Here is a 22,713-nt window from a genome sequence, read left to right on the forward strand (position 1 = left end):
CTCGGTGAGCGGGTGGGGGCGGCGGCTGTTGATGTGGCCACTGATCAGGCGACAACGTAGCCGTCCGCAACGGATAGCTTCCGTGCTGTTGAGGGAGGTGTCCGAGGACGGCCTGCGCCGGCCCGACAGCCTCGCGCAGATCGCGGTCGGCTTCGGTATCTCCGTCGGCACCGCCCACGCCTGCGCGACGGCCGTCATCAAGTTGCTCGCCGATCGCGCGTCCGGCCTGCTGCGCGCTCCGCGCGAAGACGATCCCCGCAGCTTGCACACAGGGCAGTTCTCGACGGTTTCGGTGGGCCGCCGCAGGGCCCGGCCGGCTGTGGCCTTCCACCGCGCCCACCCCGCCGTGCTGATCTGAGGCTGTTTGCGGGCAAGCCGCGCCGCCTTGGGGTTTCGGGCCTGTCAGGGGCAGCGGGACGGGAGCAGGCCGGTCAGGGCCCGGATGCAGTGGTGAGGGTCGGCACGGTGACCGGGGCGGGGGTTTCCCGGCGGCGATGCAAATTTCCCGCACGCCGGGATAACAGCCGGGGGAGGGGCGTGTTTGTGGTCGGCGATGACCTGGCAGGCGTAGCCGCCGGGGCAGGCATCGTCGGCGATGTTGATGAGGGTGTCTGATGGGATGCACTCCACCCGGGCGCCTTGAAAATGTTCGGGTTCCCTTTATGCGCGCCGTACCTGTCGGCAAACGATCGTTTGCCGACCGGCCGGGGCGGTAACCGTTGCGTGCTGATCGTCAGGCTTGGACCGTGGGGCGGACGACGATCTCGCTGACGTCGATGCCATCGGGCTGCTCGATTGCGTAACCGATGGCGGAGGCGATGGCCGATGGCGGCATGGCGATCTCGTCGCGCAGCTGCATCATCGTCGCTGCTGCTTCGGGGCTTGCTCCCTTGCCCACGCCCTCCGTGTCGGTGATGCCTGGCGAGACAAGGGTGACGCGCAGGTCCGGACCGGACTCCAGGCGCAGTCCTTCGGTCAGGACCTTCACCGCCGTCTTCGTGGCTGCGTACACGCCCTGGGGGGACTTCACGACATAGGCCGCGGTGGAGGCCACATTGACGAACTGTCCGGAGCGCTGCTGCCGGAAGATGGGCAGTGCCGCCCCGATGCCGTTCAACAGGCCCGTGATGTGGGTGGCGACCATGGCGTCCCAGTCGTCCTGGCGCAGCTCGTCGAATGGTGAGACCGCCATGGTTCCTGCGTTGGAGACCAGGACATCGAGTCGGCCGAAGTGGTCGACTGCCGCATCGGTCAGGCTCTTGACGTCTTCGCGGCGTGTCACGTCGACGACAATCCCGATGGCTGAGCCGCCCTGCGCCGTGATCCGCTCCACCACCGTGTCCAGCCGGTCCTTCCGCCGAGCTCCGAGCACCAGGCGGGCCCCTTGCTGGGCGAGATAGGTCGCTGTCGCCTCTCCGATGCCGCTGCTGGCGCCTGTAAGTGCGATGACCTTGCCCTTGATGCCTGACATGACCAGTCCCTTAGTGAGGTGTGTGCAGGTCATACCTTGACCTACAGTGGAATTGGGGGCGCCTCCGATTAATGACACCCTAAGTGGGGACGCCCCCGGTTAGCAACTGGAGAGCCTGAGAGGGGATGGCGAGCGCTTATGGCCGAGGGAGCGCAACGGCCGTTGCGAGCTGACGCGCGGCGCAACCGGGAGAAGATCCTCACGGCGGCAGTGCGCCTATTCGCAACGGAGGGGCTCGACGCCCACTTGGAACACATCGCCAAAGAGGCAGGGGTGGGCAGTGCCACGCTGTACCGCAACTTCCCCACTCGCGAAGCGCTGGTCGAGGCCGTCTACCGCAATGAAGTGGCCCAGCTGTGCGACGCGGCCCCCACCCTGCTGGCAGCGAAGCCGCCCTTTGAAGCCCTGCGTGCCTGGACCCGCCTCTTCCTGGACTACGTGACCGCCAAGTACGGCATGATCGATGCCCTGCGCGCCATCGCAGCGACGGGGAGCAACCCCTACGGTCACAGCCGGGAGATGATCCAAGCCGCCCTGAGTGCCCTCATGACCGCCTGCGCGGCCGCCGGGACGATTCGTACCGACATCAGTCCCGCCGATATCGGCGCCGCCCTCGAAGGAATTGCCCTCACTTCGGCGAGCCCTGAACAACGGCAGCGAGCAGAACGCCTGCTCGACCTCACCCTTGACGGCCTGAAGGCCCGTCCATCAAGGTCGGCATGAAGCGCAGCTCCGTCCCGGTGCGATCGAGAGAGGCCGGAATCGACCCGGCACCCGATCGGGCCTGCAGCACGTGGGCCGATTTCCTACGCTCCCAAGCTGGTGCCTTGCTGGCCTGCGATTTTCTGGAAACGGTCACCTTGTCCGGGTCCCGACTGTATGTGTTGGCGGTGATCGAGCGTGTCAGTCGACGTATCCGGATCCTGGGTCCAGCAGCCCGACGAGACGCTCCCGCAAATATCGCTGAGCTGTTCCTCGCTGGCTTCACGGCGAACCGGGCGGGTCAGCGAGCGGGTCGGGGCGGGACGCCGCTCGCGGGACTCCTACGCTCACCGTCCCGCACGCCATCGTGATCGGAGGCCCTCCCACCGCGCGCTCGAACGGCCCCGCGCACTCCGCGGGGGGCTCCTCGCTGCCGGCTCGCCTTCCCTGCCCCCGTCGCCTTTCCTCCCACTTTCCGCCGCGTGAAATGTCAACGCGCCATTCCGGGGACTTCCTTGCCGGGGCTCGGCCCACTGAGGTTCGCTGGTCCGCGGCGCCACCACCGCACCGCCTCCTCCTCTCGTGTCCGAGACCGCATGTCGTGTTCCCCGTGCGGACGGTGTGCGAAGGGGCGCCGCCCCAGTGACGGTTCGTCCCACGGGAAAGGTGAAGATGTCGGAAACAGTCGACGCGGCAGGCAGGTTGGACGTCATCGTCGTCGGAAACGGCGTTCTCGGGTTGACTGTCGGCGTGCAGTACGCCCGCGCCCATCCCGATGTCCGGGTGGCGGTCCTCGGCAAGCCGGCTCGGCAGTACGGCGCAACGCCCGCGGCCGGTGCCATGCTCGGTGCCTTCGGCGAGGTGACGGCCCATCTGCTGGCCTCGGAGCACGGCAGGAAGAAGCACGCGCTGGCCGTCCAGGCGCAGCGGCTGTGGCCGGAGTGGATCGGCGGCCTTGAGGCCGACGGCGACGGATCGGAGCGTATCCGCACCTCGGACGACACCGTGGTCCTGCTCAACACCGTGGGGCACACCGCCCTGGACGACGCGAACTTCGCCGCCGTGCTGACGGCACTGAAGGAGGCGAACGCGCCACACGAGGAGATCGAGGTCTCCTCCGTCGACTGGATCGATCCGGACCCCAACTCCCGCCCGCTGCGGGCCCTGCACATCGAGGGCGAGGGTTCGGTCGACTCCGGCGTGCTCCTGAGGGCGCTGGAGCGCTCCTTCCGGCAGGCCGGTGGCGTGATGATCGCCGCGGACGCCACGGAGATCAGGACCCGTGACGGACGTACCGAAGGTGTCGTCACCGACGCGGGCGACTTCCTGCCGGCGGGCCAGGTGGTGGTGGCCGCGGGTGCCCGAAGCCAGCGGCTGATCGCCACTGTCCCGGGCCTGGAGCACCGGATTCCGCGGGTTTACGACGGCGTCGGGGTCTCCGCGCTCATCGACACCTGGGACGGCTCGGGGCCGCCCACCGTCCTGCGCACCTCCAACCGGGCGTTCGCTTGCGGGCTGCACCTGGTGCCCCGGTCGGGTGGGTCGGTGTACATCGGCGCGACCAACGCGGTCTGCCTGGAGCCCCGGGGCGGGGCCAGCATCGAGGAGGTGGTCTTCCTCTTCAACTGTGCCATCCACCAGCTGCACCGCAGCCTCAACGGCTCGGAGGTCCGTAAGGTCCAGGTCGGCAGCCGGCCTGCCTCGATCGACGGCTTCCCGCTCATCGGCGGCACCTCGGTGGAGGGCCTGTGGATGCTCTCCGGGACGTACCGCGACGGTCTGCACCTCTCGCCGCTCATCGCCCGGCACGTCGTGTCGCTCATGGCCGGCGGGCTGGGGCTCCCGGACCTCGCGGAGTTCGCTCCCGAGCGGGATCTGATCTCCGCGTGGAGCCGGGAGGAGGTCCTGGAGGACGTGGTCCGGCACACGATGGCGACGGGCTACGAATTCCCGTGGCGGCTGCCACTTGAGTGGCCGCACATGATGGAGACGTTCCTGCGTGGCCCGTTCGCCGAGCTCGCGGACCGGCTGAGCGACACGTACACCCCGCCCGCCGACCTGATGACGGCGATTATGTTCTCCGAGCCGGAGGACCAGGAGGAGCTCATCCGGTACTACGGAAACGTGTACCGGGAGTGGCACTGACCCGGCGGCCGGGGCGCTGAGCCCCGGTCGGCCGACACGGCCACGTGCCGGGGGCACCCCGGCACGTGGCCGATCGCGTGTACGGGCGGGCTTCGACGGGGCGGAGGGGCGAACGATGGCGACACTGACGGTGGGCGGTGGGCGGCAGGTGCGCTATCGGCGGGCGGGCAGCGGCCCGCCCGTGGTACTCGTCGCCGCGGGCGGGCCGGGCGACTTCTGGCAGGCCCACCAGGTACCCGCGCTGGCCGCCGTCGGCTATGAGGCGATCACCCTCGAACTGCCGGAGGCCGCCGGGCCGCGGGACGAACTGACCGCGCTGCTGGCGGACTCCGTCGAGCTGCTGGGCACCGGGCCGTGCGGACTCGTCGGATTCTCCTTCGGCGCGCAACTCGTCCAGGGGCTGCTCGTCCACCGCCCGGACCTGTGGACGCGGGCGGTACTCGTGGCGACCCGGGGCCGACCGGACCCGGTGGGCGGCGCCCTGCTCCGCGCGGAGCGCGCGCTGCATGCGGCCGGGGCCCAACCGCCGCCGCCCTACCAGGCGTTCTTCCAGGCGGTGCTGCACCTCGGGCCTCGCACCTGGGAGCGGGAGGGCGAGATCCTGGACTGGCTGGACCTGTTCGAGGCCGGCGCGAGGACCGGCGGCGTACCCCCGGAACCGCCTGGCGACCAGGCCGACCAGCTCGCCGGGCTGCACGGGGTGACGGGCCCGGTCCTCGTCCTGGGCTTCCAGTACGACATCGTGGCCCCTCCCCGGCTGGGCCGCGAGGTGGCCGAGGCACTGCCGGCGGGCCGTTACCGGGAGATCCCCGACTGCGGCCACTACGGCTGCCTGGAGCGGCCCGGCACAGTCAACGAGGCGATGGTGGGGTTCCTCAGCGCCCCGGTCCCGCGCTGAGGAGGGGCCGGGGCCGTCGTTCCGTGCTCAGCTGCCCGCCTCCGGGCCGCCCCCGGCCGCGGTCCACGACCGCCATAGCCGAGCGTACGCGCCGTCCTTCTCCAACAGCTCCTGGTGGCTGCCGAGTTCGACGATCCGACCGGACTCCATGACGGCGATCAGATCGGCGTCCTGTACGGAGTCGAGCCGGTGCACGATCGAGATGACCGACCGCCCGGCGAGCAGCGCGGCCATGGACCGCTCCACCTGGCGGGAGGCGGTGGGTTCCATGAGGGCCGTGGCCTCGTCGAGGACCAGGGTGTGCGGGTCGGCGAGCAGCAGCCGGGCAAGGGCGATCTGCTGGGCGGTGACGGCCGGTACGTCTGTTTCCCCGGTGGCGACCGGGGAGCCCAGCCCGTCGGGCAGCTTGCGTGCCCACTCCTCCAGGCCCACGGTCCGCAGGGCGGCCCACAGCTCCTCGTCGCCCCAGGTGTCGTCGTCCGGCCCGGTCCTGCCGCCGGGGCCGCGCCGTTCCGGCAGGGTCAGGTTGTCCCGGACGCTGCCCGCGAAGACGTGGTTCTCCTGGGTGACCAGGGCGACCTCGCCGCGCAGGGTGCCGATCGACATCGCGCTCACCGGGGCGTCCCCGATCTCCAGCACGCCCGCCGTCGGGTGGTGAACCCCCGCCAGCAGCTTGCCGAGCGTCGACTTGCCGGCCCCGGAGGTGCCGACCACGGCGATGCGCCCGCCGGGCGGGATGTCGAGGTCGATGCCGTGGAGGACTTCGCGGCCGGCGTCGTAGCCGAACCGTACGCCACGCAGCCGGATCCGACGGCCGGTCGGTACCGCGCCGGTGTCGGACCGCTCCACGGGAAGGCGCTCCACGCCCAGGATGCGCCGGAGCGCCGCGCTGCCGACCTGGAGTTCGTCGGTCCAGGAGAGCAGTTCGACCAGGGGTCCGTTGAGGCTCTGGAGATACAGCACCATGGCGGTGATCTCGGCCAGCCCCACCCGGCCGTCGCGGTAGGCGGCGCCGCCGGCCAGCAATGTGAACGCCATCGGGACCATGGTGGCCAGATCCAGACTGGGGTACCAGACCGTCTGCAGCCCGGTGATCCTGCGGCGGTGGCGGACGACCCGGGCCACGGCGCTCCCGTGGTGGTCGATGCGCCGCCTGGCCAGGCCGAGCGCCTCCACGCTGGCGGCACCGCGGACCGTCTCGTGGGTGCTGGTGAGCACCTCGGCCTCGTCCTTCAGCAGCTCCTCGTAGCCGCGGGTGGCGCGTGGCCGGTACCAGCGGGTGGAGAACACCGCGAACGGCAGCCCGGTGAGCAGGAGCAGGGAGAGCAGGGGCGAGGTGAGGAGCATCGCGACGACGGTCAGCGCCAGGGTGACGGCCGCCATCAGGATCCTCGGCATGGCCAGCCGGATGCCCTCGTTGAGCCGGTCGACATCGGAGGTGGCGCGGCTGAGCAGGTCGCCGGTGCCGACGGACTCCACCGTGCCGAGCGGCAGCCGCATGACGCGCCGCACGAAGCTCTCCCGGGTCTCGGCGAGTACCTTCTCGCCGAGCAGGGTCGTCTGTACCTGGGCGGCCCGGGTGAGCAGCGCCTGGACGGCGAGTACGGCCACGAGTACGAGCGCGACCATGTCCACGCGCCAGGTGGTCGTGGAGCGCTGGACGGACTCGACCAGGTAGCCCAGCAGCCGGGGGCCGACGAGACCGGTGCCCAGGGCGAGCCCGAAGAGGGTCAGCATCGCGGTGATCCGGCCGGAGTTGCCGCGGACGAACGTCCAGAACCAGTGGTGCACCTCCTGCTGCCTGGCCAGCGGCAACCGGGTTCCCGGCTGCTCGTCGGCGGGGGGCGCCAGGGGGTTGGCGTCGGCGGTCCGGGTGGTGGTCATGGCGTCCGCTCCCCTCCGTGGTCGGCGTGGCCGCCGCCGGCGGCCACCCGGGCGAGCGTGACCACCTCGTCGGCGGCGTTCGACCACAGCGGGCTGCCGCTGAAGACGAGGGTGGTGCGCCCCGCGCGGTAGCGGGCCACCCGCCGGGCGATCAGCGCCTCGGTGGAGGAGTCGACCGCGGACGTCGGATCGTCGAGGACCAGGACGTCGGGGGCGGCGAGCAGGGCACGGGCCAGGATCAGCCGCTGCCGCTGTCCGCCGGACAGTGAGCGGCCGCCCTCGATGACGGCGTCGTCCAGCCCGTGCGGCAGCGCCTCGACCACGTCCTCGGCGGCGGCCGCGTGCAGCGCCGCACACAGCTCCTCGTCGGTACGGGCCCGGTCGCCGGCGAGTTCGGCCCGGAGCGGGCCGCTGAACAGGATGTCGGTGTGGCTGCACAGGACGAGCCGACGGCGCAGCTCCGGCAGGGCGATCCGGTCCAGCGGGACGCCCGCGAGCCGGGTGCCGTCCACGGGGGCCGGGGGTCCGTAACGGGTGATCCTGGCCGCGGTCCGCGAACCGTGCTCGCCGCTGGTGGCCACGGCCGTGAGCCGGCCCGCCGGCGCCTCGATGCCGGTCGCCCGGTCCTCCAGCGACAGGGCGCCCGGGGGCAGCGTCAACGGGTCGTCCGGCGGCGGGGGATCGGGGACCAGGTTGAGGAAGCGGCAGATCCGGCCGGCCCCGACATGAGCCTGGCTGATCGACTCCACGGCCTCCGTCGCCGTGCTCACCGGGATGACGAGGAACACCGACGCGCCGTAGAACGCGACGAGTTCGCCCGGGGTGATGACATCGGAGAGTACGAGCCGGGCACCGAGCCATGCGACGACGATGGTGACCAGACCGGGGAGGAACACCCCGGCGGCGCCGAGCCAGGCCTCCAGCCGCCCGGCCGACTCCCCTGCGCGCCGCACCTCCTGGCTGACGCCGACGAAGCGCTCCGTGAACTTCCGCTCCCCGCCGATGCCGCGCAGCACACGCAGCCCTGAGCAGATGTCGCCGGCCTGAGCGGTCGCCGTGCCCAGCCGGTCGCGCTGCTCCTCGTTGCGCCGCTGCAGCGGCCGGAGCAGCGGGCCGATCCCGAGCAGGGCCGCAGGTACGCCGATGAGCACCACGACGCCCAGGACAGGCGAGGTGACGGTGAGGGCGACTGCGATCGCCACGAAGGAGACGACGGCTCCCGAGGACCGGCCGACGACCTCGAAGGCGCTGCCGATGCTGGGGATGTCGCCGGCGGCGACTGCCACCACGTCGCCGGAGCCGGCCTTGAGCCGCAACGAGCCGCCCAGCCGGGTGGCCTGACGCAGCACGACCCGGTGGCTGGTGGCGACCGCGTGCATCTGGCCTCCAACCGCGGCCTGGATGAGCCCCGCGCCGGCGACGGCCTGGACCACAGCCAGCACCGCGACCACGATGACCCAGCCGGTGAGCGAGGAGGTCGATCCGTCGTCGATGCCCTCGTCGATGGCGTATCCGACGACCAGGGGGAGCAGGGCGAGTGGAAGCATCCACAGGGCGCCGAGGGCGGTGCTCAGCACCAGCAGCCGTGGACGGATCCGGATCAGCCACCACAGGTAGCGCCAGGCGCTGCGGTGGTCGGCTTCGGGAACGGTCGCCGGGGACTCAGCGGGCCGGAACATACCGACGGGCAAGAGAATTTCTCCCAACAACTGTGGCGGAAGGCGAGAGCCGGGACATGCGGGTACGGCTGCGCACGACTCTGCCAGGGCGCCGGTCGCACGACGACCGGCCGTGTCGCTCACGCTACGGTTTGCGCCACGATTTCGACCGCTCCGCTGGCTGGTTCCTGTCGTTCGAACAGCGTTGCTTTCCCGGTTCGTACCGGCTGAAAGGCCCACGGCCGCGGCGCGCCGATCATCTGTGCCGGTTAAAGGACATGTCAAGGAGATTCCTTGGTGTGGAATGTCGGCGGCGATTCGTCCCGGCCCGAAGGGCATTCGTGTGTCGCGCCGTTGACGCCGGGAAGAACGGTGGCCAATCCTGTGGCCGACATGCCCGCAGCTCCCGATGAGGGAATGCGCAGGGCGTCGGGAGGAGGAATTATGCCGGTGAGGATCCGCTGATGCGCATCGTGGTGGAACACGACCTGGAGATACCGCTGCGGGACGGCACCGTATTGCGGGCGGACCTTTATCGGCCGGATTCCCGCGTTTCGCTGCCGACGCTGATTCGCCGTACCCCCTACGGCCGTGCCGGCGAATCCGCCGGACCCGGGCTGGACACCCGGCGACTGCTGACGGCCGGCTACGGCCTGCTGGTCCAGGACGTCCGCGGCCGAGGCTCCTCGGGCGGGGAGTTCGAGCCGTTCTGGGCCGAGGGCGTGGACGGCGCCGACACGGTCGACTGGGCCGCGGCGCAGCCGTGGTGCGACGGCAGGGTCGGCATGCTGGGGCGGTCGTACGAAGGCAGCACCGCGCTGCTGGCCGCGGGCCATGTCCCAGAGGCGCTCCACGCGGTCTCCGCGTACATGGCCGGGTCCGAGTTCCGGGAGGGCTGGTGCTACCAGGGCGGTGTGTTCCAGCTCGGCTTCGTCCTGCACTGGGCCCTGGCCGACCTGTTGCTGCCGGGGCTGCTGGCGGCCGACTCAGGCAGCACGGGCGCCGGGGCGGAGCGGGTGCTCCACGCCCTCGACTCCATCGAGGACCTGTACCGGACCCCCGACCTCGCCTGGAAGCTCCTGGACGAACTGGCCCCGTACGTGCGGCGGTGGCGCGAGCATCCCCGGCCCGGCCCGTACTGGCGGCGCGCCGCACCCAACCAGACCTATCCGGCCATGCGGGCGGCCGGACTGCACATCGGAGGCTGGTACGACATCTTCCTCGGCGGAACGCTGGAGAACTACGACGGGGGACGCCGACACTGCGGTTCGGCTGCGGCGCGCGAGCACACCACGCTGGTCGTCGGCCCCTGGTCGCACTGTGTCCGCGGCGGGGTGTTTCCCGGACGGCGCTACGGGGTCCGGGCCGACGACCAGGTGCTGGATGTGACCGGGCTGCACATCGACCACTTCGACCGGACGCTGAAAGGAACGGGCGGGCCGCCGGCGGAGCGGGTGCGGCTCTTCCTGACCGGCGTCGACCGCTGGCAAACCTTCCCGGACTGGCCGGTGCCGGACGTCAGCCCCGCGGCGCTGTACCTGACCAGCGGCGCCCGGCATGCCAACTCCGCCACGGGTGACGGTGCCCTGCTGCCGGACCCGCCCCCTGCGGCCGGCGCGGACCACTTCCTCCACGACCCCGAAGACCCGGTGCCCACCACCGGTGGGGCGACCCTGATGACCGGCATGTTCGTCGGCGCCGACTGCGGGCCGCGGGACCAGCGGGCCGTGGAACGCCGCGCCGACGTGCTCTGCTACACCGGCGCACCGCAGACCGCCGCGCTGACCGTGGTGGGCGAGGTGACGCTCGTCGTGTACGTCTCCTGCTCCGGGCCCGCCACGGACATCGCGGCCAAATTGGTGGACGTGGCCCCGGACGGCCGTGCCGAGATCCTGTGCGACGGGATCCGCGCCGGCTACGCGGAGTGCACCGACGGGCCGTCGCCACCCGGCCGGACCGTCGAAGTCACCGTGCGGCTCGGCGCCGTGGGCCATGTGTTTGCCCCCGGCCACCGTGTACGACTGGAGGTGGCCGGCAGCAACTTCCCACGTTTCGAGGTCAATCCCGGCACCGGCGGTGACCCGGCCGAGCTCTGGGCCCGGCCGTACGAGACGGTCACCGCCACCATCCACCACGGCCGGCCACTCCCCTCCCACCTCCTGCTGTCGGTCCTCACCACCGACTGAACACCCGTGCCGCAGACGGGCCTCCGGCACCGACCAGAGGAGGAGTGCGCCATGGAGGGAACCTCGGGACCGAGCCATCTGCGGCTGGTGCGCGAACGCTGGGACGAGGCCGTCTCCGCCGCCCGTCGGCACGGGGATCCCGGCGCGGTGGTCGCAGAGGTGTTCGGCGACGCCGTGGAACGGGATCCCGTGCACAGCCGCAGTCTGCGCGCGTTCCTCAGAGCCTTGCCGGGAACGCCGTAGCGGACCGGCGGCGTGCGCGGTGTGCCCAGGCCGGGGCACACCGCGCGGTGACGGGGTCAGTCTTCGCCGCCGTCACCGCCGAGGACTTCGCTTCCCCCGGTGTGCACCACGAGCGTGCGCACGGCCGCCTCGGTGGTGCCCGGCTCGTCCCAGACACCGCGCACCGCCCACTCCCGGGCCGGGGACCCGCGGGTCCACAGCACCTCTGCGGACCGCAGGGTGCGCCCCCCGCCGGTCTCCCGCCCGTACCACCGCCGGAACTCGGGCGCGCGCCACAGGTGGAGGGGGACCCACCGCTCACCGGCCCGCCGGCGCGCGCCCGTACCCAGGCGGCGCAGGGCCTCGGCGACGGCCTTCTCCAGCGAGTTGGCGACCGGGACGGCGTGTTCGCGGGCGAAGTGCAGCAGGTACTCGTTGCGCCGGGCCTCCGGCGGGGAGCCGAGGACGGCCCGGCCCGAGCGGTGCCAGGCGCCCCACTTGACGTTGGTGACCAGGCCGGGGAGTTCGGGCAGGGCGCGCGGCACATAGAAGAGGATCACGTCGCTCATGCCCATCGCCTCCTCCTCCCATGCGATGTGCTCCTCGTAGGAGAGCGGCCGGCCCGGTTCCGGCTCGGGCAGGAAGACCACGGGTCCGTGGCCCTCGGGCCCTCCGTCCGCGACGAGTTCGCGGATCCGGCGGATGGCCTCGTCCCGCCAGAGCGGGGTGTCGGGGTTCCGTGCGGTGGGGCCGCAGAGGTAGAGGGAGGCCGACCAGGCCCCGGGGAACGGCTCTCCGGCGCGGACGACGGTGACGTCAGCGGGCACGGCCGGCTCCCGCGGGCTGGGAGGTGTAGCGGGCCGCCTGGCCCAGCCGGGCAACGGTCCGCATCACCTCGGCCGCGGCCCGCCGGTGGGGTCCGGGGTCGGTCGAGCGGCGGACCAGCAGACTCACCGAGGCGACCGTGGCCGCGCCGCGCTGTACGGGGGCGGCCACCAGGTCCCAGCCGGGCAGCGCCGAGGGGGTGCGGGCATGGTTGAGGTCCCGGATGCGGCGCAGGACGGGATCGCCCGGGGCGACGCCGGGCAGCCGCGCGAGGAGGACCAGCCCGGCGGCGTCGGTGTACAGCGGCGCGCGGAACAGCGGGCCGGAGCGGTCGCCGTCGGCCAGGGTGGGCGCCAACTCGCCGGCCGGGTCGTAGCAGCAGCACAGACTGACCCGCAGCGGGGGCCGGAGCATGACGGGCACATGGATGAGTGCGGCGTCCCCTGCGCGGCTGCGCAGGGCGGACAGTTCGGTGTGCAGGGTCTCCAGCGAGACCGGCAGGTTGACGAGCGGGCCGGTGACCGGGCTGACGGCGGAGGGGGCCAGCCGGTACCTGCCGTATCCGGACTGGAGGACCGCGCCTTCGCGGACCGCGGACTGGAGTATGCGGTGAGCGGTGGAACGGGCCAGCCCGGTGAGGCGGGTGAGGGTGTCGAGGGAATGCGTGCCCGGACCGAGCGCGTCCAGCGCCCGAAGCACGCGAAAGGCCCGGTCAGCGGCCGTTTTGGGGGAAACTTCCGAAGTAGTGGACACAATTCTCCCAGCAGACTGCACATCGGCACGGGTGTGGTGCTACGAGACGTATCCTTGCGGGCCGCCATTCCCTTCCGCAATGAAGGCGTCATTTCCAGAATCAATGGCTTCCGAAACGCTCCATAAGCAACGTCGGATGCCGCGGTGGAAGCCCGCCGGTCCGGTGTACCACCCCGACCTTCCCCACAATGAACCGCCCTACAGAGTCGCATTTCAGCCACCCGGGGTCGGCCAGCATTTCAAGCCAACGCGGGAGGCCGATACTAACCTCTTTTCCACCGTCCGCACTAAGGGGTGTGACCCTTGACACAGAATCGCCTATCGAGACATGATCGGGGCGGCCATGGCGGCTTTGGATCCAACCTGGAGGGAAGGCGTTGAGTGCAGGACACTCGGGTATAGACGAGGTAAGGAAGCACCTTGGCCGGTTATTGCGGAAATGCCGCGCCCGGGCCGTGGTGGATCCCGGTGATCCCCGCATTCAGGGGCGCCGCCGGGGCATTTCCCAGGAAACCACGGCCGCCCTCCTCGGCTGTTCCACGCGATGGTACGCGACGCTGGAGTCCGGACGTATGAAAAATCCGACTCCGGAATTCCTGGAAAGCGTGGTCGCGGTCCTGCGGATGAATGACCAGGAGCGCCAGTTCCTGTTCCTCTACGCCACCGGAGAGCTTCCCCTGGCCACCGGCCCGGCCGACTACGCGCTCCATCCCGGCTGGGCCCAACTGGTCGAGCGCCAGCCCCATCCCGCCTGCATCTACACCCGGCGCTGGGACCTGATCGCCGCCAACGCCGGCTATCTCGACCTGCTTTTCGGGGCGGAGGCCGGAAGCGTGGCCGAGCTGCCCGACCGTAACGTGCTGCGCTGGGTCCTGCTGAACAAGGCCTGTCGCGCCGAACGGCTGGTCGACTGGCGCGACAGCTGGGCGGCGCCGATGCTCGGTGAACTGCGCGCCGCGATCGCGGCCAATCCCGACAGCCAGGACCTGATGACCCTGCTGGACAGTCTGCTGGCCGACCCGGTGGTGAAGGAGCTCTGGGACGCGGAGATCGGCGTCTTCCGCACCCACCCCGACGGCACGATGCTGAGCATCGATGACCCGGCGCACGGCCGCGTGGACTTCACCATCCTCGCGGCGAACGTCATGCACGCCAGGGAACTGCGCTTTGTGGCGCTCATGTCCACCGGGCCGGGCTTCCGCCCCGGCTCGGTGGAGGGCCGGGGCACCGCGCCCGCCTACCTCTGAACCAGGAACGGCCCCAGGGCCAGGGCATCGAGCGGTGCACGGGCGAAGGTGGCCAGGGCGTCGCGGGGTGAGCAGACCACGGGTTCGGCGTTGCCGTTGAAGGAGGTGTTCAGCACAACCGCCCGCCCGGTGCGCTCCTCCACCTGTCCCAGCAGTCGGTGGTAGAGCGGGTTCGCCCCCACCGAGACGGTCTGCGGACGGGTGGTGCCGTCCACATGGGTGGCTGCCGCGAGGTACCGCCGGTGCCGCTCGGGCACCGGGGTGGTCACGATCATGTACGGCAACGGCCGGTCCAGTCCAAGAAGTTCGGCCGCCGACTCCTCGCGCAGGCTGGGCGCGAACGGACGCCACCGCTCACGGTCCTTGATGGTCAGGTTGATCCGGTCCTGCTGCTCGGCGGGGTACGGCACGGCGAGGATGCTGCGGTGCCCGAGCGCCCGGGGACCGCCCTCGCTGCGCCCCTGGTGCCAGCCCACGATCCCCCCGCGGGCGAGCATGTCCGCCGTGGCCACCGCGATGTCGGCCGGTTCGGTGTAGCGCGTCCCGGTCGCGTCCAGCACCTGCCGGACGGCGTCGGGACCCCACCGCGGCCCCCACGCGACCGTGCCCGTCATGGGCCGGACCCGTTCCCCGGCCTGGGAGGCGACCCAGCCGGCGGCGCCCAGGCTCACCCCCTGGTCACCCGCGAGCGGCTGGACGAAGAGGTCGTCCACCTCCGGCAGCCGCATCAACTTGCCGTTGAGTGTCGCGTTGAAACCCACGCCGCCGGCCACCAGCAGGGTCGACTCCCCGCTGTCGCGCAGCAGCCCGCGCACCAGGGCGAGCACGCACTGCTCCAGCGCCTCCTGTGCGGTGGCTGCCAGGTCGCGGTAGTCGTACGGGTCACGCGCGGTCCGCTTGGTGTAGCGACCGAGCATCGGATCGAAGCCGCGGGAGACGGCATTGGGCGGCAGGGTCAGCGTCTTCTCCAGCCGGTTCACCCACAGCCGGATCGTGTCGTCCTCCTCGTCGGTGCGGCCGCGCGAGAGCAGGTTCTCCGGCACGGCCTCGACGCTGTAACCGTCCCCGTGTACCTGCAGCGCGCCGCCGAAGGTGGTGTCCCCAGGCGTCCCGTACGGGGCGAGGCCCATGAGCTTGCCCGCGGCGTCGGCACCCAGACCGGCGTACTCGCAGACCGCGGCGTAGAAGTACCCCAGCGACCACCCCGGCGAGATCGACCGGAGCAGTTTGAGGTCGCCACCGCTGCCGACGGCCAGGGTGGCGCTCTCGTTCTCGCCCTGCCCGTCGAGGATCAGCACCGCCCCACTGTCCCGGCCCGAGAAGTAGTAGGCGCTCGCGGCGTGGGCCATGTGGTGCTCGACGAAGATGAGCCGGGGGTCCCGGCGCCTGGGGAAGACACCGCGCGGCAGCAGGAAGTCCAGCGCTTCCTCCGGGGTGGGGAACCATTCCAGACCGCGCCGGGCGAACAACTCGGGCATCTCCCACCCGTGGGCCACGAAGTCGATGTCCTCGATGGACAGCCCCGCCTCGGCCAGGCACCACGCCACGGCGTGGTGCGGGGCCTGGCCGTAGGAGTGCTTGGCGCGGGTGAAGCGCTCCTCCTCGGCGAAGGCGATGACCTCCCCGTCGACAAGCAGGCAGGCCGACGCGTCGTGGCTCGCCCCCGGCCATCCATTCACACCGAGAATACGCATGGAATTCTCCTCCGAGTGATACCCGTGGGGATTCGCTATTGACAGCGAGTCGCCCTCATGTCAAAACTTGAGAAAGCGCCCGCAGAATAGGGAATTCATCCTTGGCGGGTTTCTCATCCCATTTCTTGCTGGAATTGGATTCTCACTTTGAGAGGGCATCGACCTCCTGTCAAGAGAGGTTCCACGATGCCTGTTCGGTTTCTTCGCTTCGATCTCGTCGGACCGGGAGGTCTTCCGGATGCTGCACGTTCGAAACGCCGTTGAAGAACCACTGGGAAATATCGCGGGTACCGGCCGGAATGCGTCGGACGACTTCCATCAGGACTGGGAGCGCCTGCTCTTCCTGCGCCGGCAGGGGGTCGCCGTGCGCTTCACTGAGGTCTGGGAGGACACCCGGTGCCTGGCCACGATGCTGCTGGAGGAGGCCGACGGGTCCTGGTTCATGTGGAAGGGCCCGACCGGTGTGCCCGACCCGGAGGTCCTGAGCCGGCTCCTCACCGACATCGCCCGGCTACCGCGGGTCACCCTCGTGCTCCAGCCCGCCTGGGCGTTGCCCGGAGCACTGGCCGAGCACGGTTTCCGGCCGGGCCCGGAGTTCACCACGCTGCTCGTCGACGCCACCGGAACCGACGAGCAGATCCTCGCCCGGATGCGCCCGAGCACTCGTGGCCGGGTCCGGCGGGCGCTGCGCCACGGCTTCACCTTCACCGACGACCCCGGGCTGCTGGACCGGTTCCACCCGTTCTACACCGCGGCCATGCACAACGCGGACTCGCCCGACTTCGCCCCGCTACAGTACCTGCGGGAGCTGCTGGAACTGGAGCGCGTCCATCTGTTCGGAGCCGTGTACGGCACGGAGGTGGCGGCGGGTTCGGTGTGTCTGGTGAACGGTGACGCGGTGGAGTCCCGCTATGTCGCGACCAATCCCGCGTACCGTTCCCAGGCGGCACTGAACTTCGTCCACTTCCAGACCATGAAATGGGCGGCCGAGCGTGGGCTGCGGCATCTCGATCTGAGCGGTATCGACACCGGCGAGACGAGCGAGAAGACCCGACTGATCAACCGCTTCAAACTCGGCTTCGGTGGATCGGAGTTCCGGTACGCCACCTATTCCCGCTGAACGGGAAGCGGGGCGGGCGCGGGCGTGCGGAAGACCGACAGGTCGGCCACGGGCTCGATGACCCGGCCCCGCTCCCGATGGGCCCGCCGCAACCGGATCCGCTGCGCCGGAGTCAGTTCCGGACAGTGCTGGGGAACGGCGTGGAGCATCCTGGTGCGGCGCGCGGCCGCCGGTATCCGGTGGCGCACCCCGAACGGGTCCCGAAGCAGGTGGTAGAGCGTTCCCGTGTGGTACGTGGCCTGGAGCAGCGCGTAGAAGGCCGCGGCGAGCGGCCCCTTGGCTCGCGCGCAGCCGAGCAGCGTCCGCGCCGAGTCGTACAGCCGCCACAGCACGGGCACGGCCGGCGTGGTGAAGACGCCCAGCTGCTGGCCGATGCCCTCGCCGACGCCGTAGCGCCAGTAGCTGCGAAGGTTCTGCAGACCGTGCTGGGCGTCGTGGTGGATGACCGCGTCGGGCAGGTGGACCACGGGGATCTCGGCGAGCTGGAGCCGGAAGTCGAACTCCCGGTCCTCACACCAGTGGACCAGCGGGTCGTAGTGGTACCCGCCGATGTGGTCGGCGACCCGCCGGTCGTAGATCAGCGGTGGGGAGAGGGCGCTGACGTAGTCCCCCTCGTCGTACTCGCGGACCCGGGCGGTGAGCAGGCTCAGCACCCCGCCCCCCACCCCGTACACCACCTGGCCCTTGACCACGGGGTGTTCGAGCACCGAGCGGACCATCATCCGCACCGCGCCCGGGGCGAAGACGCAGTCGGAGTCCATGTAGAGCAGGTACTGCCCGCTCGCCGCCTCGGCGCCCGCGTTGTAGGCGGCCCCGAGGTTGCCCGAGTCGGGGATCTCGGTGACCACGAGCGGGCGCGGGTGGTCGGCCGCGATGCGGCGAATCTCGTCCGAGGCGCCGTTGAGCGCCAGCACGATCTCCACCCCCGGCTCGTCCACCGACGCGATCGCTTCGACGATTCTGACGTCGTCCTTGAGCGCGATGACGATACTGGTCCTGGTGAGGCCCGCGGTGAGTTCCGCCTCGGTGACGGTCATCCTCTTCCTCTCTCCTGCTGGCTGTTCCCGCCGCGCGGTCACTTCCTGCGCAGCACGTAGACGTGCGTGGTGTGGCTCGGGGAGTACGCGTCGCCCTCGATGTTCCGTACGGCGACGGTGTGCAGCCCGTGGGCGCGGGCGACCTCCTCCAGGGTGAAGGGGTCCACCGCGTACTGGATGTGGGTCTCGCGCCACAGGACCTCGCCGCCGCGGCTCAGGGTGAGCACAGTCCGGCTCCGGTCGTACGCCCGCTCCCAGACGTGCCGGCGGTGCAGCGTGTGGCCGTCCTTCTCCTGGGAGTACTCCAACGCCGCCCAGTCCGTGGAGAGCACCTTGCGTGTGGAGTAGTCGAAGACCATGTGGCCGCCGGGCCGCAGCGCGTCGGCCACACCGGCCAGGCAGCCCGCCAGCGCCTCGGAGGGCAGGTAGTTGAGGGCGTCGAACCCCGACACGACGAAGTCGAAGGCGCCGCCTGTGTAGCCCTCGTCCGCCCGGAAGTCGGCCATGTCACCGACGATCTGACGGTCTTTCGGGACCTTTCCCCAGTCGAGCATCTCCGGGGACCGGTCGAGCGAGGTCACCTCAAGTCGGGGCAGCAACTCGCCCAGGACGCGCGTGCCGACGCCCGTACCGGCCCCGAGGTCGAGGACCCGGCCCGGGCCGTCGGCGAGTTTGGCCAGGTCCGCCGCGATCCCCTGCCGCCAGGTCTCCCGCGCGGTCTCCCCCTCGAACAGCTCGTAGGTGGCGGCCCACTGGGTGTAGGCGATCGGCATCGGTTTCCTCCTGGATGTTGGTCGGGCAGGACGGTCGGTCGTGCGCGGGCGCCCCGGGTCGCCCGGTGGTGCTGTCAGCGGAAGCGGGAGCCCACCGGCTTCCCGGTGCCGCTGAGCCTGAGTGGCAGCCGGTCGAGGACCCGGTACGCCATGGCCTCGGCGCGGGCCGCGTCGGTCCCGGTCACGATCACCCCGGCCAGCGGGTCCGCCCCGCCGCTGTACGGCGGCAGTGTCGCGCCCACCCGCAGTTCACGGCCCCAGAACAGGTCGTAGACCTGCGGCGGGGTCCGGACGGCGGCGAGGTCGCCCACCCAGTCGACGGTTCCGCCGTGGGCGGGGAGGAAGCGCTGGACGACGGCCTGTCCGCCGCCCGGTGCCAACTCGTCCAGGACGAGCGGGCGGCCGAGGGCCAGCCGTACCGCGTTGGGGAGCGGATCGACCCCGGTGCCCAGCGGCATGATCTCGGTGGCGATCCGCGCGCCGGTCATCCGGCAGGTGATCTCCAGCAGGTGGACACGGCCGTCCGGAGTGCGCAGCACGTCCGTGTTGACCACGGCGTCCCGCAGTTCGAGGGCGCGGACCCCGGCCCGCACCGTGTCCACGACGTCGTCCACCGTGCCCGGGGGGAGCGCCGAGGGCATGGTGTCGCCACCCTCGAAGAAGTGCGGCGCGAACTCCTCCTTTCGGCCGTACTCGCGGTCGGCGAAGCCGGTGAGATGGAAGGTGCCACCGGCCACCAGTCCGGCCACGGTGTGCTCGGTGCCCTCCAGGAACTCCTCGATCACGATGCGGCCCGTCTCACTCAGCCGCAGCGCCTCGCGGATCCGCTCCGGGGCGGTGTCGGGCGCGTCGAGCTTGGCCACGCCGGCCGAGTCCGACAGGTCGCGCGGTTTCACCACGGCCGGCAGTCCGATGTCCGCCAGCGCCGCCAGCGCGCCGGACAGGGCGTCGGCGGCTCGGTTCCGCGGCACCGGGAGTCCGGCGCGTTCCAGCACTGCCAGCCGCCGGTCCTTCAGATGGCAGTCCAGAGCGGTCTCCTCGTCGACGCCCGGGCAGCCGAAGCGGCGGGCGAGCCTGGCGACCACGGGCGGGTTGTCGTAGCCGAGCGACAGCACACCGTCGACATCCCGCAGCCCGGCCGCGCCGACGGCCCGCCGTACCGCCTCCTGCCGCCCGGGGTCGGCCACGAGCACCTGATCCGCCACCCGCGTGACCCGTTCCGTCGGCCGGTCGGTGATGACCACGAGCTCAAGCCCCATCTCCTTCACGGCCGCGAGCGAGCGGTCCATGCCGGAGCCGATACCGCACACCAAGAGCCGCTCGGCCATGGCTACTCCTCCGATCGGTGTTCGGGGCGGGGCGCGTGCCCCGCCCGGGGGCGACTACGAAGCGGGCGGCGTGCCCAGGCTGATGACCTCGAACACCTCGGCGTGCGTGGTGCCGGTGGCGACCGCCCCGCGGTACCGGGCGAGCGAGCGCACCGCGTCGTCCCAGGCCGCGTGGCGCAGCTGTGACTGGTACGCCCGCATCGCCTCCACCTTCTGGTCGACGAATCCGGTGACGTCCTCGGCGTACTGGAAGTCCGCAAGCGGCGCCCACACCTCGTAGCCGAGGACGAGCCGGGGCGTCGGGGCCGGCTTCCCGGTCTCCCCGAAGAAGTCGGAGGTGGCCATCCACAGCGCCTCGGTGGCGAGTTGGTTCACCATGCGGTGCTCCACGTCGCCGTCCTTTCGGTGCGGTATGTAGAGGATGTCGGGCCGTACCTCGCGGATCAGCCGGACGAGGTCGAGATGGGTCTTGCGGCTCGGCAGGAAGTCGCGCGACGGCTCGTCCCAGAGCTCCCAGCGGTGCACACCGAGGGCGGCGGACGCCTTACGGGTCTCGTCGGTGAAGTCGGCGTCGCTGCGCAGCCCGTCGTGCAGGCTCCGTTCCCTGGCGATCACGATGGCGACGGTCACCTCGGCGCCGTCGCTGGCGTGCTTGGCCATCGACGCGCCGCAGCCGATGACCTCGTCGTCGGGGTGCGGCGCGACGACCAGGACACGGGTCATGCCGCCCTGCCCTCGCGGGTGCGGCCCAAGCCGATCCATTCGGCCCAGGCGGCGGTCAGCGCCATGCCCGTGTCCAGGGTGGTGGTGCAGCGCACCCCGAGGGCACGGGCGGCCCGGTCGGAGGTGACCCGTCCGGTGGCGCGGTACAGCTCGGCCTCCCAGTCGGGCACCGCCGCCTCGGACGCGTCCGCTGGTGCCGCGGTCAGCCCCCGGATCGACCGGACGTGGTCGAAGAACCGGCCCCAGGTGGTGAGTTCCTCGGCCGCGAGGAGGAACCGCCCGCCGGTGGCGTCGGGGCGGTGGCAGGCGGCGAGGACCGCGTCAACGACGTCGTCCACATAGACGGCGTTGCACACGCCGCCGTCCCCACCGGACGGCAGGACCGCGAAGTCGACGGCGGACCGCACGAGTTGAGCGGTGGTCCACTGGCCACCCCACGGCCCGTACACCACGCCGGGCTGGAGGACGACGACGTCGATCCCTTCCCCGGCCGCGGCGAGGGCCAGCCGCTCAGCGGCGAGCTTCTGTTGCTCGTACTCGCGGTCGGCGGGATCGACGGCCCGGGCCGGGGCCTCCTCGTCGAACGCCCCCTCGGCCGGCGCGTACACGTCGACGGTACTGAGGTGGACCACCCGGCGCACCCCTGCGGCCCGGGCGGCGGCCAGCAGGCGCGCGGTGCCGTCCACGGTGGCCGCCCAGCGCTCGTCGACCCCGCCGGAGCTGCCGAACGCGCAGTGCACGACGGTGTCGCAACCCTCCAGGGCACGGCCGAGCGCCGACGCGTCGGCGAGGTCGGCGACCCGGAAGCCGAGCCGGCCCTGCGGCAGCGGGGCGAGCCTGGCGGCCCGTCCGAAGCCGCGCACCACCGGGCGTACTTCGGCGTCGGTACCCAGGATCAGCCGCTCCACGACGCGGCCGCCGATAAAGCCGCTCGCTCCGGTGACCGCGATCCGGCCGCCGACTGATCCGGAGAACTCCGTCAGCTCGCTCATACCGCGCTCCTCGTCCGGTTGACGGTCCACGGCTGGGGTGCGGCGCGCCGGGCCGGGCCGTGGTAACAGGCGTCGATCAGGTCCACGACCCGCTTGCCGTCCTCGGCCGTCGAGTAGGGTGCGACGGCCTGCGGACCGCAGGCAGCGGCGAAGTTCTCCAACTGCTCGACGAACAGGGCCTCCCACTCGCCCCGGGCGGGGGCGACGGGGGCGACGTCGCCGCGGTGCAGGACCTCACCGGAGCGGGTGACCAGGGTGCACTCCCCGGCGGGGAAGTCGGTGCCGATGGTCACCTCGGCCTCGGTGCCGGTGATGGTGCAGCAGGTGCCGAGCGGGCGCAGCCGGCTGAGTTCGACGATGACGTCGATCGTGCCGAACCGCAGCCAGGTCCGGCTGTCGCTGTCCAAACCGCCCATAGAGTCGTCCTGATGGTCCATCAGGGTCATGTCCTCGCCCAGCCACCAGAACAGGCTGTCGAAGACATGCGAGCCGGTGTCCGTGAGCACACCGCCGTGGGCCAGTCTGCGGTCGAACATGGACCAGGTGACCGGCTCCCAGCTGTAGGGGTGGCCCTCGGTCCAGTGCACACGCTTGACGGTGCCCAGCGCGCCGTTGCGGATCAGCCGGTGCACCCAGGCGTACGCGGGGAACAACCGGCGCGGATGAGCCATGGCCAGCACGGTGCCCGGGCGGTCTGCCGCGGTCTTCAGCAGCATCTCGGCGTCGGCGGGCGAGGTGGTCATGGGCTTCTCCATGAGCACGTGCTTGCCGTGCCGCAGGAGGCCGTCGGCGAGCTGGGCGTGCCGGGTGTGCGGCGCGGCGACCACCGCCGCGTCGAACGACCCGAGCGCCTCCTGCCAACTGGTGGCCTGCTGGGGGGAGCCGCTCCCGCCGTACTCGCGGTAGACCTGGAACGCCCCCTCGGCGTGCGCCGCGTCGGGGTCCACCAGGGCGGTGAGCTGGACGCCGGTGACCTGGGGGAGCGCGGGCAGATGGCAGGCCCGCGCGGCGGCGCCACAGCCGATCACGGCCAGGCGTATGGAAGACATGAGCAC

General features: G+C 71.3%; 19 protein-coding genes and 1 pseudogene. 8 read left to right on the top strand and 12 right to left on the bottom strand.

Annotated features, from left to right (window positions below; genetic code table 11):
• Positions 1-112: 112 nt before the first annotated feature.
• Positions 113-256 (top strand): annotated as a pseudogene (locus tag LIV37_RS52750) (transposase family protein); the annotation flags it as partial.
• Between the two features lie 477 nt (positions 257-733).
• Here LIV37_RS52750 and LIV37_RS40620 read toward each other — a convergent pair.
• Positions 734-1,471 carry an SDR family oxidoreductase gene (locus tag LIV37_RS40620; RefSeq protein WP_020872867.1) on the bottom strand — a complete coding sequence of 246 codons (738 nt, stop codon included), beginning with the start codon at positions 1,469-1,471 and terminating at the stop codon, positions 734-736.
• A gap of 138 nt (positions 1,472-1,609) precedes the next feature.
• On the opposite strand from LIV37_RS40620, the gene LIV37_RS40625 reads away from it, so the two are divergent.
• The 3 genes from LIV37_RS40625 to LIV37_RS40635 all read left to right on the top strand — a co-directional run bounded on the left by LIV37_RS40625 (position 1,610) and on the right by LIV37_RS40635 (position 5,216).
• A complete protein-coding gene (locus LIV37_RS40625) occupies positions 1,610-2,194 on the top strand; it encodes a TetR/AcrR family transcriptional regulator (protein WP_020872868.1) in 585 nt (194 codons plus the stop codon).
• Between the two features lie 651 nt (positions 2,195-2,845).
• A complete protein-coding gene (locus LIV37_RS40630; RefSeq protein ID WP_121823920.1) occupies positions 2,846-4,318 on the top strand; it encodes an NAD(P)/FAD-dependent oxidoreductase in 1,473 nt (490 codons plus the stop codon).
• A 115-nt stretch (positions 4,319-4,433) separates the two neighbouring features.
• The gene (locus LIV37_RS40635; RefSeq protein WP_020872870.1) at positions 4,434-5,216 is read left to right on the top strand and encodes an alpha/beta fold hydrolase; all 783 of its coding nucleotides are present in this window, start codon (positions 4,434-4,436) and stop codon (positions 5,214-5,216) included.
• Between the two features lie 27 nt (positions 5,217-5,243).
• Here LIV37_RS40635 and LIV37_RS40640 read toward each other — a convergent pair whose 3' ends face one another.
• On the bottom strand, positions 5,244-7,100 hold the full coding sequence (locus tag LIV37_RS40640; protein ID WP_020872871.1) for an ABC transporter ATP-binding protein: 1,857 nt from the start codon (positions 7,098-7,100) through the stop codon (positions 5,244-5,246).
• Positions 7,097-8,791 carry an ABC transporter transmembrane domain-containing protein gene (locus tag LIV37_RS40645; RefSeq protein ID WP_185058035.1) on the bottom strand — a complete coding sequence of 565 codons (1,695 nt, stop codon included), beginning with the start codon at positions 8,789-8,791 and terminating at the stop codon, positions 7,097-7,099. Before LIV37_RS40645 ends, LIV37_RS40640 begins: the two co-directional genes overlap by 4 nt.
• A 431-nt stretch (positions 8,792-9,222) precedes the next feature.
• Between LIV37_RS40645 and LIV37_RS40650 the strand changes: the two genes are divergently transcribed.
• Positions 9,223-10,944: a CocE/NonD family hydrolase gene (locus LIV37_RS40650; protein WP_020872873.1), complete on the top strand. Its 1,722-nt coding sequence runs from the start codon at positions 9,223-9,225 to the stop codon at positions 10,942-10,944.
• A 51-nt stretch (positions 10,945-10,995) separates the two neighbouring features.
• Positions 10,996-11,187, top strand: a complete 192-nt coding sequence (locus tag LIV37_RS40655) for a hypothetical protein (RefSeq protein ID WP_020872874.1) — start codon at positions 10,996-10,998, stop codon at positions 11,185-11,187.
• A 56-nt stretch (positions 11,188-11,243) separates the two neighbouring features.
• Here LIV37_RS40655 and LIV37_RS40660 read toward each other — a convergent pair whose 3' ends face one another.
• Positions 11,244-11,993 (bottom strand): TIR domain-containing protein, encoded by a 750-nt coding sequence (locus tag LIV37_RS40660; protein WP_020872875.1) that lies wholly within the window; start codon positions 11,991-11,993, stop codon positions 11,244-11,246.
• A complete protein-coding gene (locus LIV37_RS40665; RefSeq protein ID WP_121823918.1) occupies positions 11,983-12,765 on the bottom strand; it encodes a helix-turn-helix domain-containing protein in 783 nt (260 codons plus the stop codon). Before LIV37_RS40665 ends, LIV37_RS40660 begins: the two co-directional genes overlap by 11 nt.
• A gap of 356 nt (positions 12,766-13,121) precedes the next feature.
• On the opposite strand from LIV37_RS40665, the gene LIV37_RS40670 reads away from it, so the two are divergent.
• A complete protein-coding gene (locus LIV37_RS40670) occupies positions 13,122-13,991 on the top strand; it encodes a helix-turn-helix domain-containing protein (RefSeq protein ID WP_338060243.1) in 870 nt (289 codons plus the stop codon).
• On the opposite strand, the gene LIV37_RS40675 is transcribed toward LIV37_RS40670, so the two are convergent.
• Positions 13,982-15,685 carry a carbamoyltransferase family protein gene (locus LIV37_RS40675; protein WP_020872878.1) on the bottom strand — a complete coding sequence of 568 codons (1,704 nt, stop codon included), beginning with the start codon at positions 15,683-15,685 and terminating at the stop codon, positions 13,982-13,984. The two genes, LIV37_RS40670 and LIV37_RS40675, sit on opposite strands and share 10 nt — an antisense overlap.
• A 238-nt stretch (positions 15,686-15,923) precedes the next feature.
• Here LIV37_RS40675 and LIV37_RS40680 point away from each other — a divergent pair, with 238 nt between their 5' ends.
• The gene (locus LIV37_RS40680; protein WP_020872879.1) at positions 15,924-16,805 is read left to right on the top strand and encodes a GNAT family N-acetyltransferase; all 882 of its coding nucleotides are present in this window, start codon (positions 15,924-15,926) and stop codon (positions 16,803-16,805) included.
• Here the strand turns inward: LIV37_RS40680 and LIV37_RS40685 are convergent.
• The 6 genes from LIV37_RS40685 to LIV37_RS40710 all read right to left on the bottom strand — a co-directional run bounded on the left by LIV37_RS40685 (position 16,793) and on the right by LIV37_RS40710 (position 22,707).
• Complete coding sequence (locus tag LIV37_RS40685) at positions 16,793-17,842, bottom strand: glycosyltransferase family 2 protein (RefSeq protein WP_020872880.1); 1,050 nt, start codon at positions 17,840-17,842, stop codon at positions 16,793-16,795. The genes LIV37_RS40680 and LIV37_RS40685 overlap by 13 nt on opposite strands.
• Positions 17,843-17,880: 38 nt before the next feature.
• Positions 17,881-18,615 (bottom strand): class I SAM-dependent methyltransferase, encoded by a 735-nt coding sequence (locus LIV37_RS40690; RefSeq protein ID WP_020872881.1) that lies wholly within the window; start codon positions 18,613-18,615, stop codon positions 17,881-17,883.
• A 74-nt stretch (positions 18,616-18,689) separates the two neighbouring features.
• A complete protein-coding gene (locus LIV37_RS40695; RefSeq protein ID WP_020872882.1) occupies positions 18,690-19,943 on the bottom strand; it encodes an ATP-grasp domain-containing protein in 1,254 nt (417 codons plus the stop codon).
• A gap of 54 nt (positions 19,944-19,997) precedes the next feature.
• Complete coding sequence (locus tag LIV37_RS40700) at positions 19,998-20,666, bottom strand: PIG-L deacetylase family protein (protein ID WP_020872883.1); 669 nt, start codon at positions 20,664-20,666, stop codon at positions 19,998-20,000.
• A complete protein-coding gene (locus tag LIV37_RS40705; protein ID WP_020872884.1) occupies positions 20,663-21,658 on the bottom strand; it encodes an NAD-dependent epimerase/dehydratase family protein in 996 nt (331 codons plus the stop codon). The genes LIV37_RS40700 and LIV37_RS40705 overlap by 4 nt, the downstream gene beginning before the upstream one ends.
• The gene (locus tag LIV37_RS40710; RefSeq protein WP_020872885.1) at positions 21,655-22,707 is read right to left on the bottom strand and encodes a Gfo/Idh/MocA family protein; all 1,053 of its coding nucleotides are present in this window, start codon (positions 22,705-22,707) and stop codon (positions 21,655-21,657) included. Before LIV37_RS40710 ends, LIV37_RS40705 begins: the two co-directional genes overlap by 4 nt.
• Positions 22,708-22,713: the final 6 nt, after the last annotated feature.

Origin of the sequence: Streptomyces rapamycinicus NRRL 5491 (genome assembly GCF_024298965.1) — a bacterium.
Lineage (GTDB): Bacteria > Actinomycetota > Actinomycetes > Streptomycetales > Streptomycetaceae > Streptomyces > Streptomyces rapamycinicus.

Excerpts from the sequence above, each read along its gene's own strand:
- LIV37_RS40620 (WP_020872867.1), bottom strand. The coding sequence starts at position 1,471 with ATGTCAGGCATCAAGGGCAAGGTCATCGCACTTACAGGCGCCAGCAGC.
- LIV37_RS40625 (WP_020872868.1), top strand. The coding sequence starts at position 1,610 with ATGGCCGAGGGAGCGCAACGGCCGTTGCGAGCTGACGCGCGGCGCAAC.
- LIV37_RS40630 (WP_121823920.1), top strand. The coding sequence starts at position 2,846 with ATGTCGGAAACAGTCGACGCGGCAGGCAGGTTGGACGTCATCGTCGTC.
- LIV37_RS40635 (WP_020872870.1), top strand. The coding sequence starts at position 4,434 with ATGGCGACACTGACGGTGGGCGGTGGGCGGCAGGTGCGCTATCGGCGG.
- LIV37_RS40640 (WP_020872871.1), bottom strand. The coding sequence starts at position 7,100 with ATGACCACCACCCGGACCGCCGACGCCAACCCCCTGGCGCCCCCCGCC.
- LIV37_RS40650 (WP_020872873.1), top strand. The coding sequence starts at position 9,223 with ATGCGCATCGTGGTGGAACACGACCTGGAGATACCGCTGCGGGACGGC.
- LIV37_RS40655 (WP_020872874.1), top strand. The coding sequence starts at position 10,996 with ATGGAGGGAACCTCGGGACCGAGCCATCTGCGGCTGGTGCGCGAACGC.
- LIV37_RS40675 (WP_020872878.1), bottom strand. The coding sequence starts at position 15,685 with ATGCGTATTCTCGGTGTGAATGGATGGCCGGGGGCGAGCCACGACGCG.
- LIV37_RS40680 (WP_020872879.1), top strand. The coding sequence starts at position 15,924 with ATGCTGCACGTTCGAAACGCCGTTGAAGAACCACTGGGAAATATCGCG.
- LIV37_RS40685 (WP_020872880.1), bottom strand. The coding sequence starts at position 17,842 with ATGACCGTCACCGAGGCGGAACTCACCGCGGGCCTCACCAGGACCAGT.
- LIV37_RS40690 (WP_020872881.1), bottom strand. The coding sequence starts at position 18,615 with ATGCCGATCGCCTACACCCAGTGGGCCGCCACCTACGAGCTGTTCGAG.
- LIV37_RS40695 (WP_020872882.1), bottom strand. The coding sequence starts at position 19,943 with ATGGCCGAGCGGCTCTTGGTGTGCGGTATCGGCTCCGGCATGGACCGC.
- LIV37_RS40700 (WP_020872883.1), bottom strand. The coding sequence starts at position 20,666 with ATGACCCGTGTCCTGGTCGTCGCGCCGCACCCCGACGACGAGGTCATC.
- LIV37_RS40705 (WP_020872884.1), bottom strand. The coding sequence starts at position 21,658 with ATGAGCGAGCTGACGGAGTTCTCCGGATCAGTCGGCGGCCGGATCGCG.
- LIV37_RS40710 (WP_020872885.1), bottom strand. The coding sequence starts at position 22,707 with ATGTCTTCCATACGCCTGGCCGTGATCGGCTGTGGCGCCGCCGCGCGG.